13 protein-coding genes and 2 pseudogenes are annotated in these 19365 nt (G+C 68.1%); 10 read left to right on the top strand and 5 right to left on the bottom strand.

Annotated elements, in window-relative coordinates; translation table 11 throughout:
• Window positions 1–40 precede the first annotated feature (40 nt).
• The 10 genes from uvrC to A9X05_RS17485 all read left to right on the top strand — a co-directional run bounded on the left by uvrC (window position 41) and on the right by A9X05_RS17485 (window position 13340).
• Window positions 41–1996 (top strand): excinuclease ABC subunit UvrC, encoded by a 1956-nt coding sequence (uvrC, locus tag A9X05_RS17530; protein WP_067783019.1) that lies wholly within the window; start codon window positions 41–43, stop codon window positions 1994–1996.
• Window positions 1993–2910, top strand: coding sequence for an RNase adapter RapZ (rapZ, locus tag A9X05_RS17525; protein ID WP_067783010.1), 918 nt, complete (start codon window positions 1993–1995; stop codon window positions 2908–2910). Before uvrC ends, rapZ begins: the two co-directional genes overlap by 4 nt.
• Window positions 2907–3983 (top strand): uridine diphosphate-N-acetylglucosamine-binding protein YvcK, encoded by a 1077-nt coding sequence (gene yvcK, locus A9X05_RS17520; RefSeq protein ID WP_067783007.1) that lies wholly within the window; start codon window positions 2907–2909, stop codon window positions 3981–3983. Before rapZ ends, yvcK begins: the two co-directional genes overlap by 4 nt.
• Window positions 3980–4957, top strand: coding sequence for a DNA-binding protein WhiA (gene whiA, locus A9X05_RS17515; RefSeq protein ID WP_156736802.1), 978 nt, complete (start codon window positions 3980–3982; stop codon window positions 4955–4957). The genes yvcK and whiA overlap by 4 nt, the downstream gene beginning before the upstream one ends.
• Before the next feature lie 843 nt (window positions 4958–5800).
• Complete coding sequence (locus A9X05_RS17510) at window positions 5801–7063, top strand: PPE family protein (RefSeq protein WP_067783055.1); 1263 nt, start codon at window positions 5801–5803, stop codon at window positions 7061–7063.
• 14 nt (window positions 7064–7077) lie between these two features.
• Complete coding sequence (locus tag A9X05_RS17505) at window positions 7078–8439, top strand: PPE family protein (RefSeq protein ID WP_067783004.1); 1362 nt, start codon at window positions 7078–7080, stop codon at window positions 8437–8439.
• Between the two features lie 77 nt (window positions 8440–8516).
• Entirely contained in the window at window positions 8517–8858 is a 342-nt protein-coding gene (locus A9X05_RS17500) for a DUF732 domain-containing protein (RefSeq protein WP_067783052.1), read from the top strand.
• A 286-nt stretch (window positions 8859–9144) separates the two neighbouring features.
• Window positions 9145–10533 (top strand): wax ester/triacylglycerol synthase family O-acyltransferase, encoded by a 1389-nt coding sequence (locus tag A9X05_RS17495; protein WP_067783001.1) that lies wholly within the window; start codon window positions 9145–9147, stop codon window positions 10531–10533.
• A gap of 360 nt (window positions 10534–10893) precedes the next feature.
• Window positions 10894–12072 carry a 3-hydroxy-9,10-secoandrosta-1,3,5(10)-triene-9,17-dione monooxygenase oxygenase subunit gene (gene hsaA / locus A9X05_RS17490; RefSeq protein WP_067782999.1) on the top strand — a complete coding sequence of 393 codons (1179 nt, stop codon included), beginning with the start codon at window positions 10894–10896 and terminating at the stop codon, window positions 12070–12072.
• A gap of 17 nt (window positions 12073–12089) precedes the next feature.
• A complete protein-coding gene (locus tag A9X05_RS17485; protein ID WP_067782996.1) occupies window positions 12090–13340 on the top strand; it encodes a cytochrome P450 in 1251 nt (416 codons plus the stop codon).
• A 16-nt stretch (window positions 13341–13356) separates the two neighbouring features.
• Here the strand turns inward: A9X05_RS17485 and A9X05_RS17480 are convergent, their stop codons facing one another.
• The 5 genes and pseudogenes from A9X05_RS17480 to A9X05_RS17460 all read right to left on the bottom strand — a co-directional run.
• Entirely contained in the window at window positions 13357–14502 is a 1146-nt protein-coding gene (locus A9X05_RS17480) for a Rieske 2Fe-2S domain-containing protein (RefSeq protein WP_067782994.1), read from the bottom strand.
• Between the two features lie 119 nt (window positions 14503–14621).
• Window positions 14622–15986: an HNH endonuclease signature motif containing protein gene (locus A9X05_RS17475; protein ID WP_067782990.1), complete on the bottom strand. Its 1365-nt coding sequence runs from the start codon at window positions 15984–15986 to the stop codon at window positions 14622–14624.
• A gap of 315 nt (window positions 15987–16301) precedes the next feature.
• Window positions 16302–17575: pseudogene (locus A9X05_RS17470) on the bottom strand (alpha/beta hydrolase).
• Window positions 17575–19182, bottom strand: a complete 1608-nt coding sequence (gene fadD12, locus A9X05_RS17465; protein WP_082970998.1) for an acyl-CoA ligase FadD12 — start codon at window positions 19180–19182, stop codon at window positions 17575–17577. Before fadD12 ends, A9X05_RS17470 begins: the two are co-directional and overlap by 1 nt.
• A gap of 24 nt (window positions 19183–19206) precedes the next feature.
• Window positions 19207–19365 (bottom strand): annotated as a pseudogene (locus tag A9X05_RS17460) (glycerol acyltransferase); the annotation flags it as partial.

Below are 19365 nucleotides of genomic sequence, written 5' to 3'. Positions count from 1 at the left end.
GAGGCCCCGGCGTGTCCCGGGCGGCTACTAGCCTGGATGGGTGCCAGATCCCGCCACGTACCGTCCCCCGCCCGGGTCCATTCCGGTCGAGCCGGGCGTCTACCGATTCCGGGACGCGCACGGGCGAGTCATCTACGTCGGGAAGGCCAAGAGCCTGCGCAGCAGGCTGACGTCCTACTTCGCCGACATCGCAAGCCTGCATCCGCGAACCCGGCAGATGGTGACCACCGCCGCGAAGGTCGAGTGGACCGTGGTCAACACCGAAGTCGAGGCGTTGCAGCTCGAGTACAACTGGATCAAAGAGTTCGATCCGCGCTTCAACGTCCGCTACCGCGACGACAAGTCGTACCCGGTCCTGGCCGTGACCCTCAACGAGGAATTTCCTCGGCTGATGGTCTATCGCGGCCCGCGCCGCAAGGGGGTCCGCTATTTCGGGCCCTACTCCCACGCCTGGGCGATCCGGGAGACGCTGGACCTGCTCACCCGCGTCTTTCCGGCCCGCACGTGTTCGGCCGGTGTGTTCAAGCGGCACAAGCAGATCGACCGTCCGTGCCTGCTCGGCTACATCGACAAATGCTCGGCGCCCTGCATCGGACGGGTCAGCGCCGAGCAGCACCGCCAGATCGTCGACGACTTCTGCGACTTCCTGTCCGGCAAGACCGACCGCTTCGCGCGCGAGCTGGAACAGCGGATGCAAGCCGCATCCGACGAACTCGACTTCGAGCGGGCCGCGCGGCTGCGGGACGACCTGGGGGCGCTCAAGCGCGCGATGGAGAAGCAGGCGGTGGTGCTCGGTGACGGCACCGACGCCGACGTCGTCGCCTTCGCCGACGACGAGTTGGAGGCCGCGGTCCAGGTGTTTCACGTCCGCGGCGGTCGGGTGCGCGGCCAGCGCGGCTGGATCGTCGAAAAGTCAGCGGAGGCCGGCGATTCCGGTGAGGAACAGTTGGTCGAGCAGTTCCTGACGCAGTTCTACGGGGAGCAGGCCGAACTGGGTGGCCACGACAACCAAGGGGCCGACGAGGCCGCCAACCCGGTGCCGCGCGAGGTGCTGGTGCCCTGCCTGCCGTCCAACTCCGAGGAACTGGCCAGCTGGCTCTCCGGCCTGCGCGGCTCCCGGGTCGCGCTGCGGGTGCCGCGCCGTGGCGACAAACGGGCGCTGGCCGAGACGGTGCAACGCAACGCCAAAGAGGCTCTGCAACAACACAAGCTGAGGCGCGCCGGCGACTTCAACGCCAGATCCGCTGCGCTGCAGAACATTCAAGAGGCGCTGGGGCTGGCTGACGCGCCGCTACGCATCGAATGCGTCGACATCAGCCACGTGCAGGGCACCGACGTGGTGGGCTCGTTGGTGGTGTTCGAGGACGGCCTGCCACGCAAGTCGGACTACCGCCACTTCGGGATCCGGGAGGCCGCCGGACAGGGACGCTCCGACGACGTCGCCTCGATCGCCGAGGTGACCCGCCGCCGGTTCGCGCGACACCTCAGCGAACAGAACGATGCGAATATGCTTTCCCCCGAAGGGAAGTCGCGCCGGTTCGCATATCCGCCCAACCTCTACGTCGTCGACGGTGGCGCGCCGCAGGTCAACGCGGCCAGCGCCGTGCTCGAAGACCTCGGCATCACCGACGTCGCGGTGATCGGCCTGGCCAAGCGCCTGGAAGAGATCTGGGTGCCCTCCGAGCCGGACCCCGTCATCATGCCGCGCAACAGCGAAGGGCTGTATCTGCTGCAACGCATTCGCGACGAGGCGCATCGGTTCGCCATCACCTACCATCGCAGCAAGCGATCTAAGCGAATGACCGCCTCAGCGCTGGATTCGGTGCCAGGATTGGGGGAACATCGCCGCAAGGCACTGGTAACCCATTTCGGATCCATCGCCCGCCTCAAGGAGGCCACCGTCGACCAGATCACGGCCGTTCCCGGAATCGGTGTGGCCACCGCCACCGCCGTTCTGGAGGCGCTGCGACCGGAGCAGCCCGGAGAAGCCGAATGACGGGTGAAGTGGCGGAGGGCCACCCGAGGGAGGCCCGCCCCGAAGGCGGGGCCGGCATCGACGTCGTTCTGGTGACCGGATTGTCGGGCGCCGGGCGGGGTACCGCTGCCAAGGTGCTCGAGGACCTGGGCTGGTACGTGGCCGACAACCTGCCGCCCCAGCTGATCACCCGGATGGTGGACTTCGGCATGGACGCGGGATCTCGGATCACCCGCTTGGCGGTGGTGATGGACGTGCGGTCGCGCGGCTTCACCGGCGACCTCGACGAGGTGCGCAACGAGCTGGCCACCCGCAACATCACCCCGCGCGTGGTGTTCATGGAGGCCTCCGACGACATGCTGGTGCGCCGCTACGAGCAGAACCGCCGCAGCCACCCGTTGCAGGGCGAGGCGACCCTGGCCGAGGGCATCGCCGCCGAGCGCCGGATGCTGGCCCAGGTGCGCGCCACGGCCGATCTGATCATCGACACGTCGACCCTGTCCGTGCGCGGGTTACGCGAGAGCATCGAGCGTGCGTTCGGCGGCGACGCCGGCACGTCGATCAGCGTCACCGTCGAATCGTTCGGCTTCAAGTACGGCCTGCCGATGGACGCCGACATGGTGATGGACGTACGTTTCCTGCCCAACCCGCACTGGGTCGACGAGCTGCGCCCGCTCACCGGGCAGGACCCCGCGGTGAGCGAGTACGTCTTGAGTCAGCCCGGGGCCGCGGACTTCCTCGACGCCTACCACCGGATGCTGTCCCTGGTCGTCGACGGCTACCGCCGGGAGGGCAAGCGCTACATGACGGTGGCGATCGGCTGCACCGGCGGCAAGCACCGCAGCGTCGCGATCGCCGAGGCGCTGATGGGGCTGCTGAAGGCCAATCCTCAACTGTCGGTGCGGGTGCTGCACCGGGATCTGGGCCGCGAATGAGCGGGCCGACGAATCACGGCATCGTCGCCCTGGGCGGCGGACACGGCCTGTACGCGACGCTGTCCGCGGCCCGCCGGCTCACGCCGCACGTGACCGCCGTGGTGACCGTCGCGGACGACGGCGGCTCGTCGGGACGGCTGCGAAGCGAATTGGATGTGGTGCCGCCGGGCGACCTGCGAATGGCGTTGGCGGCCCTGGCATCTGACAGCCCACACGGGCGGCTGTGGGCGACCATCCTGCAGCACCGATTCGGCGGCAACGGGGCGTTGGCCGGCCACCCGATCGGCAACCTGCTGCTCGCCGGGCTGTCCGAGGTGCTGGCCGATCCGGTGGCCGCCCTCGACGAGCTCGGCCGCATCCTGGGCGTCAAGGGCCGCGTGCTGCCGATGTGCCCGATCGCGTTGCAGATCGAGGCCGACGTCTCCGGCCTGGAGACCGATCCGCGGATGTTCCGGCTCATTCGCGGCCAGGTGGCGATCGCCACCACCCCGGGCAAGGTGCGCCGGGTGCGGCTCCTCCCGTCCGACCCGCCGGCGACCCGGCAGGCCGTCGACGCCATCATGGCCGCCGACCTGGTGGTGCTGGGTCCCGGCTCATGGTTCACCAGCGTGATCCCGCATGTCCTGGTGCCGGGGCTGGCCGCGGCGCTGCGGGCGACCACCGCCCGTCGGGCGCTGGTGCTGAATCTGGTGGCCGAGCCGGGGGAGACGGCGGGCTTCTCCGTCGAACGTCATCTGCACGTGTTGGCCCAGCACGCACCGGGGTTCACCGTGCACGACGTCATCATCGACGCCGAACGGGTGCCCGGCGAGCGGGAGCGGGAGCACCTGCGCCGCACCGCGATGCTGCTCCAAGCCGAGGTCCACTTCGCCGATGTGGCCAGACCTGGTACACCTTTACATGATCCGGGCAAACTCGCGGCGGCCCTGGACGGGGTCCGGACGGCCCACAAGGCTCCGGGAGCGCCTCCGGTCACGGCCACCGCGGACATTCGGGTCGACAGTGCAAGTCCACAGACCGGTGGGAGTGGACCGGCTGGCAGCGGACCAAGGGGTGACGACGCGTGGCGATGACGACCGAAGTCAAGGACGAGCTCAGCCGCCTGGTCGTGAAGTCGGTCAGCGCGCGCCGGGCGGAGGTCACGTCGCTGCTCAGGTTCGCCGGCGGATTGCACATCGTCGGTGGCCGCGTGGTGGTGGAGGCCGAGGTGGACCTCGGCAACGTCGCGCGCCGGCTGCGCAAGGACATCTTCGAGCTCTACGGCTACAACGCCGTCGTGCATGTGTTGTCGGCCAGCGGGATTCGCAAGACCACCCGCTACGTGCTGCGGGTGGCCAACGACGGTGAGGCGTTGGCCCGCCAGACCGGACTGCTCGACAACCGCGGCCGGCCGGTGCGCGGTCTGCCCGCCCAAGTCGTGGGCGGCAGCGTCGCCGACGCCGAAGCCGCCTGGCGCGGGGCCTTCCTGGCGCACGGTTCGCTGACCGAGCCGGGACGGTCGTCGGCCCTGGAGGTCAGCTGTCCCGGCCCGGAGGCCGCGCTGGCGTTGGTGGGCGCGGCGCGCCGGCTCGGGGTAAGCGCGAAGGCCCGCGAGGTCCGCGGCGCCGACCGGGTGGTGGTGCGCGACGGCGAGGCGATCGGCGCGTTGCTGACCCGGATGGGCGCCCAGGACACCCGGCTCATCTGGGAGGAGCGCCGGATGCGCCGCGAGGTGCGGGCGACGGCCAACCGCCTCGCCAACTTCGACGACGCCAACCTGCGCCGCTCGGCGCGGGCCGCGGTCGCGGCGGCCGCCCGGGTGGAACGCGCACTCGAGATCCTCGGCGACACGGTTCCCGACCACCTGGCCTCGGCCGGCAAGCTGCGGGTCGAGCACCGGCAGGCGTCGCTGGAGGAGCTCGGCCGGCTCGCCGATCCGCCGATGACGAAAGACGCTGTGGCGGGCCGCATTCGGCGACTGCTGTCGATGGCCGACCGCAAGGCGAAGATCGACGGCATCCCGGACACCGAATCGGCGGTCACGCCCGATCTGCTGGAAGACGCTTAACCCCGCAGCGGCTTGCACCGCGAGCGGGACGATGAGCTAACTGCGGTCCTGTCCGTGGCAAACCAGTGTCGAGCGCATGAGTCATCGCTTGCCTCGCCCGATTGGTGCGAAACGATCCGGGGGCGGCATTGCCGATCTCCATTCCACATTCCATTCACATAAATCATGTAATTCATAGAATTCGCCTCGCGTCGACATGCAATGGAGCATTCCGGGTGATTAAGCGGCTGATTGCCGCCCGCCCCTCCGCTGAAATGCAAGCCGCCGACTGGCGAATTCATACAGCGCACATATCTTCTCTGAAGATCATATGAGTTACGGACGTGTCGGCAGCTCGTGAGCCACGCGAGCGCAGTAACCGGTGCCACGGCGATCCGTTGCGGCCAAGCGCAACCCATGGCCAGGTACTCCTTCGTCAGCCAGTCCCACCGAGGCGTCCGGCTGCGGGTCTCATCCGCCGTGACCGCAATTTATGATCGTGAGATTTTTATTCAACCGCCAGCGGTTCACGGGTGTGCTTCTCGCATTTTCACCGACTATTCATCCGGTCGCCTCCTCCGATTCGCGCGAGGTAGAGGGGTTTAGGCCGCCTTGCTTGCCGGGCCCACCGAGGCGCGGGTCGGCGACTCCGGGATGCAACGGCGCCGAGCCCGGCCGAATTGGGCGGAAGGCATTTCGGCCGGGGCTGGCTAGTGTCCTGTCTGCAAGGAATTGTCCGCGGGCCAGCAAACTCGCATTTCGTTTCGGCGGCGGCACGAAGGGGCTCGATTGCCGGCGTTCGGCTTGCCGGCGGACGCAAGCACAGGGCCGGCGGTGGCGACACGGCCGGAGGCGGAGGATGGCATGGATTTCGGGGCGTTACCGCCGGAGATCAACTCCGGCAGGATCTATTCAGGGCCGGGGCCGGCGCCGCTGCTGGCAGCGGCGGCATCCTGGGACGGTTTGGCGGCCGAATTACGTTCCGCAGCAGTGTCTTACGGTTCCACGATCTCGGAGCTGAGAGCCCTCTGGCGCGGGCCCGCGTCGACGGCGATGGCGACCGCGGCGACGACCTACATCGCGTGGCTCGACGAAACCGCCGTGCGGGCCGAGCAGGCCGCCGTGCAGGCCAAGGCGGCGGCGGCCGCCTACGAAGCCGTCTTCGCGGCCACCGTCCCGCCCCCGGTGATCGCGGCCAACCGGGCCTTGCTGGCCTCGCTGATCGCGACCAACATCCTGGGTCAAAACACCCCGGCGATCGCGGCCACCGAGGCGCAGTACGCCGAGATGTGGGCGCAGGACGCGGGCGCCATGTATGCCTATGCCGCCTCGTCGGCGGCGGCGACGCAACTGACACCGTTCGCAGCGCCGGCCGCGACCACCGACGGCAGCGCGGAGGCCGACCAGTCGGCCGCGGTGGCCTCCGCGCTCGGGTCGTCGAGCGCCTCGCGGGTGGAATCTGCGCTCTCGGAAGCGGTTTCGCAGGCGCCGGTGGCGGTGCAAAGCCTCGCGGTGAGCGCGAACGCGGTGACGACGCCGGCGGCCGCCCTGCCGTTGGGCCTGGCGGACATCACCGGGATCCTGAAGACCTTCAACAGCGTCATGGGCACCATCTCCGGCCCGTACACCCCGCTCGGGGTGGCCAACCTCGCGAAGAACTGGTACCAGATCGCCCTCAGCATCCCGAGCGTGGGGACGGGCATCCAAGGAATCGGGCCCCTATTGCACCCCAAATCGCTCACCGGGGTTCTTGCGCCGCTGCTGCGCAGCGACCTGCTGACCGGCGCCGCCTTGTCGAGTACGAGTTCGGTTTCGGCCGCGACGGGTCGGGCCGGGCTGGTCGGGTCGTTGTCGGTGCCGGCGAATTGGGCGTCTGCCGTTCCCGCGATCCGCACGGTGGCGGCCGAGCTGCCGGAGACGATCGTGGAAGCCGCTCCCGCGATGGCCGTGAACGGCCAACAAGGGATGTTCGGCCCCACCGCCCTGTCGAGCCTGGCCGGACGTGCCATGGGGGCCACCGCCACTCGCGCGGTCGCCGGCTCGACCGTCCGCGTGCCGGGTGCCGTCGCCGTCGACGACATCGCGACCACGTCCACCGTCATCGTGATTCCGCCGAACGCCAAATAAGAAAGGGTGTGGCAATGGTCTTCAGCGATTTCGCAACGCTGCCACCTGAGGTGATCTCCACCCAGATCTATGCGGGCCCGGGTGCCGGGCCGCTGCTGGCCGCCGCCGCGGCCTGGGACACGCTGGCCGCCGAGTTGCACTCCACCGCCGCCTCGTACGGCACGGTGATCTCGGACCTGGTCGGCGAATCGTGGCAGGGTCCGTCGTCGGAGTCGATGGCCGCGGCGATAGCACCGTATCTCGCGTGGATGTCGATCACCGCGGGCCAAGCCGAGCAGACCGGCGCCCAGGCCCGGGCCGCGGCCGCCGCCTACGAAGCCGCCTTGGCGGCGACCGTGCCGCCGCAACTCGTCGCCGCGAACCGCATCGCGCTGGCCGAACTGTTGCAGACGAACCTCCTGGGGCAGAACGACGCGGCGATCGCGGCGATCGAAGACGAGTACGGCCAGATGTGGGCCCAGGATGTCGCCGCCATGTTCAGCTACGCCAGCGCATCGGAGTCGGCCGGTGAGCTGACCGCCTTCCAGGAGGCGCCGGCCACCACCAACGACGCCGGGCCGGCGGCCCAGGCGGCCACCACGGCCGCGGCAGAGCCCACGTCGTTGTCGTCCTGGCTGAAGCAGATAGAGGACTACCTCACCTCGCTCACCGGCCAATACACCAAGTTCTGGCAGCAGCTGATCGGGGGAGTCACCGGCAGCCCGGACGTCGCGCCCCTGTGGGAAACGTTGTATTCCAGCATTTCCCAGATCGGCACCCAGGCAACCTGGACCAACGTCACCAACGCCAGCATCAGCCTGGGCGTGTCGCAGTGGAAGAACTTCTTCATCTACGCGCCGTGGAGCGCCGCGATGTCGAAAACCTCGCTGGGCGCCGGTCTGGCGTCGCCGGGCCACGTCGCCGCCGGCGTCGCGGCCAAACCGGTGTCGGCGGTGCTGGGCAACGCGCCGACGGTGGGGAAGCTTTCGGTGCCGCCCGGCTGGGCGAGCGCCGCCCCGGGGATCCGGCTCGCCGCGCTGCCGGGCACCAGCATGGCCGCCGCCGCGGCGGCGGATTTCCCCGGCCTGGTCAACGAGGCGACGTTGGGCAGCCTGGCGGGCGGCGCGCTGGGCGGCCCGGCGGCGCGCGTGGTCAGCTCAACCGGCATCCAGCAGGCCCGCGTCGGCACCGGCGAGCGGCGCACCGCACCGGTCAAGCTCGACCGCATCATCGCCCAGCTCCAGGAGATGCCCGACCAAGTGCAGCACTGGAACGTCGACGAGGCCGGGCTCGATGACCTGGTCGCCAAACTCAGAACGACACCGGGCGTGCACGCCGTCCACGTGACCGACGGCGCGGAGGTCGCGGTCGGCGGCGCCGAAGCAAAGTCGGGATAGTTGGGGAGCAACGGTTTTCGCGTCGTGACCGCGGGCCTGGCCGGGCCATGGCGGACAATCCGCCTGAAGGAGGACTGATGAGACTGCTGTTAGCGCTTCTCGGCGTGTCGCTGGGCATCGCTGCCGCGGCGCCCGCGCACGCCATCCCCGGAGAGGACGAAGCGGCGACCGACGAGAACAACGAGGTCTTCATCGCTGACCTGCACCGGGTGGGGATCAGTTTCGCGGACCCCGATCAAGCCGTCGCCGCCGGAAAGGCGGTGTGCGGCTTGATCTCTCGTGGCGTCTCCGGCCTGCAGCTGCTCAACGACCTGCGAGACAACAACCCCGCGCTGACCACCAACGGTGCCGCCCAGTTCGCGACGATATCGGCGAAGTCGTTTTGCCCGCGACAACTCGATGCTTCCGCGAAGAGCTAGGCGGTGCCCGAAACACCAAGTATCGAGCGCCGCAGTATGAGTCGCCGTCGATAGGCAGCCCTCCGCAGAGAAGAACTTGATGTCGCACCACACGTCGCCAGCGCTTGGGTTCGAGCCGGTGCTGTCCGTCGGCGCCTTTGCGCGGCGGGGTCCTCGGTGCGGGTCCCGGACGGCGCGGGCGGCCGCAACGACCTGGCGACCGGGCGGATGCCTGCCCGGCCGAGCCGGCGGGTAGTTTGTTTGCCATTGCTGGTCGCGACGGGGGTCGGAGGGCTACGGTCGGGGGATGAAACGGCTCTCGAGTGTTGATGCGGCGTTTTGGTCAGCCGAGACTTCGGGCTGGCACATGCATGTGGGCGCGCTCGCGATTTGCGACCCGAAGGATGCACCGGAATACAACTTCCAGCGGCTGCGCGAGCTGATCATCGAACGGCTGCCGGAGTTGCCGCAGCTGCGATGGCGGGTCACCGGGGCGCCGCTCGGGCTGGACCGGCCGTGGTTCGTCGAGGACGAGGACCTGGACCCCGACTTCCACATCCGGCACATTGCCGTTCCGGCGCCGGGCGGCCGGCGCGAGCTCGAGGAGCTGGTGGGCCGGTTGATGTCCTACAAGCTGGACCGCGCCCGGCCGCTGTGGGAGATGTGGGTGATCGAGGGCGTCGAGGGTGGTCGGATCGCTTCGCTGACCAAGATGCACCACGCCATCGTCGACGGCGTCTCGGGCGCCGGCCTCGGTGAGATTCTTTTGGACGTCACGCCGGAACCTCGACCGCCGCAACAGGAAACGGTGGGATCCCTGGTCGGCAACCGGATTCCGGGCATCGAGCGGCGTGCGGTGGGAGCGCTCATCAACGTCGGCGTCAAGACCCCTTTCCGCATCGCCCGACTGGTGGAGCAGACGGTGCGCCAGCAGATCGCCGCGCTCGGTGTGAGCGGCCGGCCCCCGCGCTATTTCGAAGCGCCCAAGACCCGGTTCAATGCGCCCGTGTCGCCGCACCGCCGGATCACGGGCTGCCGCGTGGAGCTGGCCCGGGCCAAGGCCGTCAAGGATGCCTACGGCGTCAAGCTCAACGACGTCGTGCTGGCGCTGGTGGCCGGCGCCGCTCGCGAGTACCTGCAGAAGCGGGGCGAGCTGCCCGCCAAACCGCTGATCGCCCAGATCCCCGTCTCCACCCGGACCGACGAGAACAAGGACGACGTCGGCAACCAGGTGAGCTCGATGACCGTGTCGCTGGCCACCGACGTCGAGGACCCCGCCGAGCGGCTCCGGGCCATCCACGAGAGCACCCAGAACGCCAAGCTGATGGCCAAGGCGTTGTCGGCGCACCAGATCATGGGGCTGACCGAGACCACCCCGCCGGGGCTGCTGCAGCTGGCCGCCCGCGCCTACACGGCGAGCGGGCTGTCGCGAAACTTGGCCCCCATCAACCTGGTTGTGTCCAACGTGCCGGGCCCACCGTTCCCGCTGTACATGGCCGGCGCCAAACTGGATTCGCTGGTGCCGCTCGGGCCGCCCGTCATGGACGTCGCCCTGAACATCACCTGCTTCTCCTACACCGACTACCTGGACTTCGGCTTCGTGACGACGCCCGAGGTCGCCAACGACATCGACGACATGGCCGACCGCATCGAGCCGGCGCTCACCGAACTGGAGAAGGCCGCCACCCGGGAGTGAGCGGGGAACCATCGAATCGCCAAGGCGTTCGGTGATACCCGTGACGCGGGTCGCGAGACCCGAAGGGGCCAAGGGCAGAGAACGCATTCGCAGATCTCGTTGGCCCGCTTGAGTTCTCGATTCCCATCCCGGGGTCCCCGGCGCTGCCGATCGAATCCGCGACGTTGCTTCCCCCCGCCCGGCGCACTCGGGCGAGCACAGTTAGGGACTTTTTGCCCTAGCGTCGACGCCGCCTGAGGCGATAACTAGAACAAGTTACAGTTTTAGTTTTATCGCGATACACAGCGACAACACCAAAGTACTGACCAAAATTGCAACGCTCTCTAGTCTGCGGCTAGGTGCGCGATGTGGAGGAAAGCAGTGACGTCCATTCTTGATACCCAGTCCGTCCTGGCCGCCATCGACGATCTGTTGCCCAAGCTGCGGCAGCGGGCACCGGAAACGGAGGAGCTGCGGCGGCTGCCGGATGCCACCGTCAGCGAGCTTCGGGAAATCGGCTTCTTCCGGCTGCTGCAGCCCGCGCAGTGGGGCGGAATGCAGTGCGCTCCGACGATCTTCTTCGAGGCCGTCCGGCGCTTGGCCAGTGCGTGCGGGTCCACCGGTTGGGTGGCGTCGATCCTCGGCGTGCACAACTGGCACGCGGCGCAATTCGACCAGCAAGCCCAACAGGATGTGTGGGGCGAGGACCCGAGCGTGCGGATCTCCTCGTCGTACGCCCCGATGGGCGCCGGTCAGGTGGTCGACGGCGGCTATCTGGTCAACGGTTCGTGGAACTGGTCGTCGGGTTGCGACCACGCCACGTGGACGTTCGTCGGCGGCCCGGTGATCAAGGACGGCCAGCCGGTCGACTTCGGCAGCTTCTTGATCCCGATCAGCGATTACCGCATCGACGACGTCTGGCATGTCGTCGGCCTGAAGGGGACGGGCAGCAACACGCTGCACATCAAGGATGTGTTCGTGCCGCGGCACCGCTTCCTGTCCTATAAGGCGATGAACGACCACACCGCCGGCGGGTTGCTGGTCAACACCGATCCGGTCTACAAGATGCCCTGGGGCACCATGCATCCCACCACAATCACGGCCCCCATCGTCGGCATGGCCTACGGCGCCTACGAATCCCACGTCGAGCATCAAGGCCAGCGGGTGCGCGCCGCCTTCGCGGGCGAGAAGTCGAAAGACGACCCCTTCGCCAAGGTGCGCATCGCCGAGGCCGCCAGTGACATCGACGCCGCGTGGCGACAACTGATGGGCAATGTCGCCGACGAGTACTCGTGTCTGGTGGCCGGTCAGGGGGTCCCGTTCGAGCTGCGGACCCGGGCCCGTCGTGACCAGGTGCGTGCCACAGCGCGCGCCATCGCCTCGATAGACCGCTTGTTCGACGCGTCCGGTGCGACCGCCCTGGCCAATAGCGCACCGCTGCAACGGTTCTGGCGCGACGCGCACGCCGGCCGCGTGCACGCCGCCAACGATCCGGAGCGGGCCTACATGATCTTCGGCAACCACGAATTCGGGCTGCCGCCCGGCGACACGATGGTCTGACCCAAGAGGAGCCACCGATGACCTGCCCGCACCTTCCCCCCGGTTTCGACCCGACCGACCCGGACATCTACGCCGAGCGACTACCCGTCGAGGAGCTCGCCGAGTTGCGCCACCACGCGCCCATTTGGTGGTGTGACCAGCCGATCGGCAAGGGCGGCTTCAACGACGGCGGCTTCTGGGTGGTGACCAAGCACAGGGACGTGAAGGAGGTGTCGCTGCGCAACGACGTCTTCTCCAGCTGGCTCAACGGCGCCATCCCGCGCTTCGCCGACGACATGAGCCGCGAAGACATCGACCTGCAGCGCTTCGTCCTGCTCAACATGGACCCGCCGCACCACACCCGGCTGCGCAGGATCATCTCCCGCGGCTTCACCCCGCGCGCGATCGGCCGGCTGCGCGACGAGCTCAACGAGCGGGGACAGGCCATCGCCAAGGCGGCCGCCGCCGAAGGTTCGGGCGATTTCGTCGAGCAGGTCGCGTGCGAACTGCCGCTGCAGGCCATCGCCGGGCTGCTCGGTGTGCCGCAGGAGGACCGCGGCAAGTTGTTCCGTTGGTCCAACGAGATGACCGGAGCCCAGGACCCGGAGTACGCCCACATCGATCCGAAGGTGTCCTCGGCCGAGGTGCTGGCGTACGCGATGAAAATGGCCGAGATCAAGGCCGAAAACCCCGGCGACGACATCGTTTCCACGTTGCTGCAGGCCGACATCGACGGCGAGAAGCTCTCCGACGACGAGTTCGGGTTCTTCGTGATGATGCTGGCCGTCGCCGGTAACGAGACCACCCGCAATTCGATCACCCAGGGCATGATGGCCTTCGCCCACTTCCCCGACCAGTGGGAGCTGTACAAGAAGCAGCGTCCGGAGACGGCCGCGGACGAGATCGTCCGGTGGGCCACCCCGGTCACCGCGTTCCAGCGCACCGCCAACCGGGACACCGAACTGTCGGGGGTGACGATCAAGAAGGGCCAACGGGTATTGATGTTCTACCGTTCGGCCAACTTCGACGAAGACGTTTTCACCGATCCGTTCGCGTTCGACATCTTACGAAACCCCAACCCGCACGTAGGCTTTGGCGGTACCGGCGAGCACTACTGCATCGGCGCCAACCTGGCCAAGTTGACGATCAACCTGATGTTCAACGCCATCGCCGACCACATGCCCGACCTGACGCCCATCTCGAAACCGGAGCGGATCCGGTCGGGCTGGCTCAACGGCATCAAGCACTGGCAGGTCGACTACACCGGAAAGTGCCCAGTCGCGCACTGAATCCTATTGCGGAATCCTATTGCGGCTGAGCGACCTTGGGTCGCAGGTTCTCTTCCACCTCGGTGCGCCAGTGCTTGTTCGCGGCGGTGGTATCCACCTCGTACTCGAATCGGTCGGTCATCTGCGGGCTGACGTCGGCGGCGTCCACGTAGAACTGTTGATACCAGCGGCGGAGCTGATAGACCGGGCCGTCCTCTTCGACCAGCAACGGGTTTTCGATGCGCGTCTTGTGCTTCCAGATCTCGACGTCCTGGAGGAAGCCCATGCTGACGCCCTCGGCGAACGCCTTGGACAGTTTCTCGGTGGCGGCCTCGTCCATGCCCTCGGGCTTTCGCACGATGATGCCCCAGTGCAGCATGAAGGAGTTCTGCGTGACGGGGTAGTGGCAGTTAACGAGGATCGAATCCACTTTGTAGCCACCGTAATTGTTGTGCAGCCAGTTGATCATGAACGACGGGCCGAAGTAGGAGGCCTCGGAGTCGAGCGTCTGCTCACCGGTGTAATGCGAGCCGCCGAGCAGCACGTCGGGCCGTCCGACGGTGCGGAGGTACTGCGACGCGATGTGGCCCTCGAAGACGTTCTTGAAGTACGTCGGGAAGCCATAGTGGATGTAGAAGAAATGCGCCATGTCGACGATGTTGTCGACGATTTCGCGGCAGTTGGAGCCCTCGATGAGCTCGCTGCGCCACCGCCAGTCGGTCCACTCGGGGCTGGCGGCCTCGGGGATGTCGGGGATCTGTAGTTCCGGGGACGGCAGGCTGCCCTCGTGGTCGTGCCAGACGAACAACAGGCCGTTGTGCACCTCGGTGGGCCAGGTGCGCGTGCGCGCCGTTCGCGGTGTTCGCTTGGCATAGGGCACGTCCTTGCACCTGCCGTCGCCGCCCCAGCGCCAGTCGTGAAACGGGCATGCGACCGTATCGCCCTTGACCACGCCCTGGGACAGGTCCCCGCCCATGTGCCGGCAGTACGCGTCGAGGACCCGCAGGTTGTGTTCGGTGTCGGCGAAGACGACCAGCTTGGTGCCGAAGATGTTGACCGGGTGCGGCTGACCGTCGAGGAAGTCCTTGGCCACGCCCAGGCAATGCCAGCCGCGGGCAAACCGGGTCGGCAACGTCCCGACGTCTATTTCTCGGACGCCGACCCCAGCGGTATCGATACTCACTTCACGCCTCCAGTCGCTCCGGGGCATAACTAGAACACGTTATAGTTTCTGCGCACCGGCTCAAGAAGGATGCAGGCTAAAGCCCCTAAATTTGTGACTTATGGCCCTAGGTTGGCGGGTCAATGGGGGTCGTCGTCGTCACCGTCGTGGAGGAATCGTTCGGGGTGGTGGTAGCTGTTGGTTCGTGGTTGTCCGCGGTCCAGGTGGGGTGGGGGGATCCATTCGGTTTCGCCGCGGGCGTTGGTGCGAGTGGTCCAGCCTTGTTCGGCGAGGCGATTGTCGGGGCCGCAGGCCAGGGTGAGGTCGTCGATGTCGGTGCGGCGGGTGGCCTGCCAGCCGCGCACGTGGTGGACCTGGCTGTGGTAGGCCGGCGCGTCGCAGCCCGGTTTGCTACACCCACGATCCTTGGCGTAGAGCATGATTCGCTGGGCGGGGGAAGCCAGTCGCTTGGTGTGCCACAGCGCCAGCGACCGGCCCTTGTCGAAGATGGCCAGGTAGTGGTGCGCGTGGCCGGCCCAACGGATCACATCCGACATGGGCACCAGCGTGCCTCCGGCGGTGAGTGCCTTGCCGGTGGCGGCCTCCAAATCCTGCAGGCTGGTGGTCACCACGATCGACACCGGCAGCCCGTTATGGGAGCCCAAGTCCCCCGACGCTAAGAGTCCGCGCAACCCGGCCAGGAAGGCGTCGTGATTGCGCTGGGCCGAGGAGCGGGTGTCGCGACGCACCGCGTCCTCATCGGGTGTCTCGTCGACCACCGGGGTTTCGTCGTCGGGGTTGCACACGCCGGGGGCGGCCAGCTTGGCCAGCATGGCCTCGATCGCCGCCCGCAACTCCGGGGTGACCAGCCCACTGAGGCGGCACATGCCGTCGAACTCCTGGGCGCCCAGGGTGATTGCGCGCTTGCGGGCCCGCTCGGCGTCGCTGAAGTGCCCGTCGGGGTGTAGCCAATCCATCACCCGCTTCGCGTATTTGGCCAATTCGTCGGGCCGATACCCGGTGGCCTTGCCGGCCAGGTCGGCTTCGGCGGCCTGGCGGGTCAACGCGTCGACCTCGGCGGGCAGCTGGGCGAAAAAGCCACGGATGACGTTGATGTGGCCCTCGCCGAGTAGGCCGTGGCGTTGGCCGGCCGCAGTCGCGCCCAACAGCGGGGCTAACGGTTCACCGGTCAACGCCCGGCGTTCGCCGAGGTCGTGGGCTTCGGCGATGCGCCGGGCGGCCTCGGCCTTGGTGATGCGCAATCGGTCGGCCAGCCCGGTGCGCAGGGAGCCACCCAGTTCCTCGGGACTGGCCTGCGTGTCGAGTTGGTTGATGAGCGCGTGCTGGGGTGTGCGCAGCCGGCGGGCCACGCGTTCCACCCGCTCCAGAGCGCGCAGCCGCTCCGGGGTGGTCAACACGTCAAAAGACAACCCACACAGGCGGTCCGCGTCGTCATCGAGCGCGTCGATAACCTCGACGATCTCCTCACGACTACTGACATCCATGCCCCAACTCTAGGAACACCCACCGACAAAAACGGCCATTCTGTGACCACAGAAGCGTAAGTGACACAAGGGAATACAAAGATCGGACTTCTCCGCGACTGCTCCCGTGAAAGCCGTTGGCGCTGGCCAACCCAGCCAGCTGACGCGCATCGGCAACGACTCCAGACCCCGTAACGAAACACTGCGTCGGAGCCGCAAACTTTCCCGGGGCGCAGCCAGCTCCAGATCGTCAAGCCGCTGCGCCGGACGCGAAGGCCAAGTGCTTATTCGGTGTGCGCGAAAGATTGAGTTCGTCGGCGTCGGGTAAGCCCCGGACTAGTCGCGCTCGGGCGGGTTCGTCGCGTACACCCAGGACAAGAACCGGGCGACGGCCTCCGCCGAGCGATGCGCCCGGGGGGAACTGAAAATGTCGAAAGCGTGTTGCGCGTTGGGCAATTCGGCGTAGGCGACCGGCGACTTCGACACCGCCCGCAGCTCCTCGATGAACTCCTGGGCCTCCCCGACGGGGATCAGCGAATCGTCGCAGCCGTGCAGGACGAAGAACGGTGGCGCGTCGGCCCGCAGCCGCCGGATCGGGGACGCGTCGACGTAGACGTGACGGTGCGCGTCGTATTCCCGCTTCACCACGAACTTTTCGAGCAGGGAAACGAATTCGGGCCGGCCCTCGCCCTCGGTGGAGAACCAGTCGTAGCGGCCGTAGATCGGGACGGCGGCCGCCACCGACGTGTCGGCGTCCTCGAAGCCCGGCTGGAATTGCGGGTCGTTGGGGGTCAGCGCCGCCAGTGCGCACAGGTGCCCGCCCGCCGAGCCCCCGGTGACCGCGACGAAGTCGGGATCACCGCCGTAGTCCGCGATGTTCTCCTTGACCCACGCCAGCGCCCGCTTGACGTCGACGATGTGGTCCGGCCAGGTGTGGCGGGGGGAGACGCGGTAGCCGATGGACACGCACACCCAGCCGCGCGCGGCGAGGTGGCTCATCAGCGGGTAGGCCTGCGGCCGGCGCATCCCGATCATCCAGGCGCCGCCCGGAACCTGCAGCAGGACAGGCGCCTTCGCGTCACGCGGCAGGTCGGGCGGCGCCAGATGTCGGCGAGGTTGGCGCGGCCGTTCGGGCCGTAGGACACCACGTTCGTCTTCTCGACGTACCGCCGGCGCGCCACGGTGTTGCCCAACGGCAGGCTGCGCCGCCCGCTGCGCGTGGGCTTGGCGTGTGGCAGCTTGCCCAGCGCCTCCTCGTAGTCGTGACCCAGCTGCTCGCGCAGGCCCGCCTCGAGCACCGGGCCCGGGGTGGTGACGGCGCGGTAGCGGATCACCCCCAGGATCGCCCACGATGCGGCGGTCATGGCCAGCGCCGCCTTGCCGCGCCGCCCCTCGAAGTGCCCGCGCCGCCAGCGCCGCAGCGCGTCCACCAGCGAGACGGAGAAGTAGACGCCCGGCACCTCCGACGTGGGCCAGCCGAACCAGAAGACCAGCACGGTGCTGTAACCCTTGCGGGCCAACGGCCGTAAACCGTTGGCGGCGTTGGCCAGTTCGAGCGCGGCGCGCGCCAGCGGCCGGGGCCGTCGCAGCTTCGCCAGGCGGCGGGGCATCAGCCAGTGACCCGGGATTGCAGTTCCTTGCGCAGGATCTTGCCGGTGCTGCTGCGCGGAAGTTCGTCCAGGACGGCGATTTCGCGCGGCACCTTGTAGTTGGCCAGGTTGTCCCGGACGTGTTGCTTGAGGGTCTCGGGTGTGGCCTGGGCCCCGGGGCTGAGCACCACGAAGGCCGCCAGGCGCTGGCCGTACTGCTCATCATCGACGCCGATCACCGCGGCCTCGGACACGTCGTCGTGCGCCGCGAGCGTCTTCTCCACCTCGATCGGGTAGACGTTCTCGCCGCCGGAGACGATCATCTCGTCGTCGCGGCCGACCACGAACAAGCGGCCGGCCTCGTCCAGGTAGCCGACGTCGCCCGACGACATGAACCCGGCGTGAAAATCTTTGGTGGCCCCCGAGGTGTAGCCCTCGAACTGGGTGTCGTTGCGGACGTAGATGGTGCCGACCTCGCCGGTGGGCAGCTCGTTGAATTCGCCGTCCAGGATGCGGATTTCGGTCCCGCCGGCGGCCCGCCCCGCGGTGTCGGGCGCCGCGCGCAGGTCCGCCGGGGTGGCGGTGGCGATCATGCCGGCCTCGGTGGCGTTGTAGTTGTTGTAGATCACGTCGCCGAACTCGTCCATGAACGCGGTGACGACGTCGGGACGCATCCGTGAGCCGGACGCCGCGGCGAAGCGCAATGACTTGCAGCTGTAGCGCTTTCGCACCTCGGGCGGCAGCTCCATGATGCGGTCGAACATCACCGGAACCACCGCCAGGCCGGTCGCCTGGTGCCGGTCGATCAGGTCCAGCGTCGCCTCCGGGTCGAACTTGCGCCGGGTGACCACGGTGCACGCCATCGACGCCGCGAAGATCAATTGCGAAAAGCCCCAGGCGTGAAACATCGGCGCCACGACCACCACCGTTTCCTCGGCCCGCCACGGCGTGCGGTCCAGGATTGCCTTGAGCGTGCCGATGCCGGCATTGCCACCGGTTTGGTTGGCGCCCTTGGGGGTTCCGGTGGTGCCGGAGGTCAGCAGGATCATGCGGCCCTTGCGGCCGGAGCGTTCGGGTTGCTCGCCTGCGTGATCGGTGATGAGCTTCTCGACGGTCAGTTCGTGATCGCCGTCGGTCCAGGCCACGATGCGGGTGGCGTCCGGTTTGTCGGCCAGCGCGCGGTCCACCGTCTCGGTGAACTCCTCGTCGTAGATGACGGCGTCGACACCCTCGCGGTTGACCACCTCGGCGAGCGCGGGCCCGGCGAACGAGGTGTTGAGCAGCACGACGTCGGAGCCGATCCGGTTGGTGGCGACCACGGCCTCGACGAAGCCGCGGTGGTTGCGGCACATGATCCCGACCACCTTCGGCTGACCCGAGGGCAGGCCCTGCAGCGCCGCGGCGAGTGCGTTGATCCGCTCGTCGAGCTGGCGCCAGGTCAGCGTGCCGAGTTCGTCGATGAGGCCCGGTCGGTCCGGGCAGCGTTGCGCCGCGCTGGCGAAGCCGACGGTCATCCCCAGCCCCTCGCGGCGCATGGCCGAGGCGATCTTCAGGTAGCGGTCGGGCCGCATCGGCGCGATCATGCCGGCGCGGCGCAGCGTGGCGATGACGCCGAGGGCGTCGCTGATAGGACCCAAAGGAGAAGCCACGGGTCAGCCCAGGATCGGGAAGCGTCGCTTGGCGGCCAGGTCCTTGAGGGCCTGCTGCATGACCGACCGCACGTGCTCGTCGACCTCGTCGACGTCCGGGTCGTCACCGAATTGCGCGGCGATGTCGATCGGCTCGAGCACCTGCGTGACGATCTTGGTGGG

Source organism: Mycobacterium sp. E3298 (genome assembly GCF_001666895.1).
Lineage (GTDB): Bacteria > Actinomycetota > Actinomycetes > Mycobacteriales > Mycobacteriaceae > Mycobacterium.
This window is presented reverse-complemented; position numbering and strand designations above follow the sequence as displayed.

Coding starts and splice junctions, on each gene's coding strand:
- A9X05_RS17505 (WP_067783004.1), top strand. CDS start 7,078: ATGGTCTTCAGCGATTTCGCAACGCTGCCACCTGAGGTGATCTCCACC.
- whiA (WP_156736802.1), top strand. CDS start 3,980: ATGACGACCGAAGTCAAGGACGAGCTCAGCCGCCTGGTCGTGAAGTCG.
- rapZ (WP_067783010.1), top strand. CDS start 1,993: ATGACGGGTGAAGTGGCGGAGGGCCACCCGAGGGAGGCCCGCCCCGAA.
- A9X05_RS17485 (WP_067782996.1), top strand. CDS start 12,090: ATGACCTGCCCGCACCTTCCCCCCGGTTTCGACCCGACCGACCCGGAC.
- A9X05_RS17500 (WP_067783052.1), top strand. CDS start 8,517: ATGAGACTGCTGTTAGCGCTTCTCGGCGTGTCGCTGGGCATCGCTGCC.
- A9X05_RS17510 (WP_067783055.1), top strand. CDS start 5,801: ATGGATTTCGGGGCGTTACCGCCGGAGATCAACTCCGGCAGGATCTAT.
- A9X05_RS17495 (WP_067783001.1), top strand. CDS start 9,145: ATGAAACGGCTCTCGAGTGTTGATGCGGCGTTTTGGTCAGCCGAGACT.
- yvcK (WP_067783007.1), top strand. CDS start 2,907: ATGAGCGGGCCGACGAATCACGGCATCGTCGCCCTGGGCGGCGGACAC.
- A9X05_RS17475 (WP_067782990.1), bottom strand. CDS start 15,986: ATGGATGTCAGTAGTCGTGAGGAGATCGTCGAGGTTATCGACGCGCTC.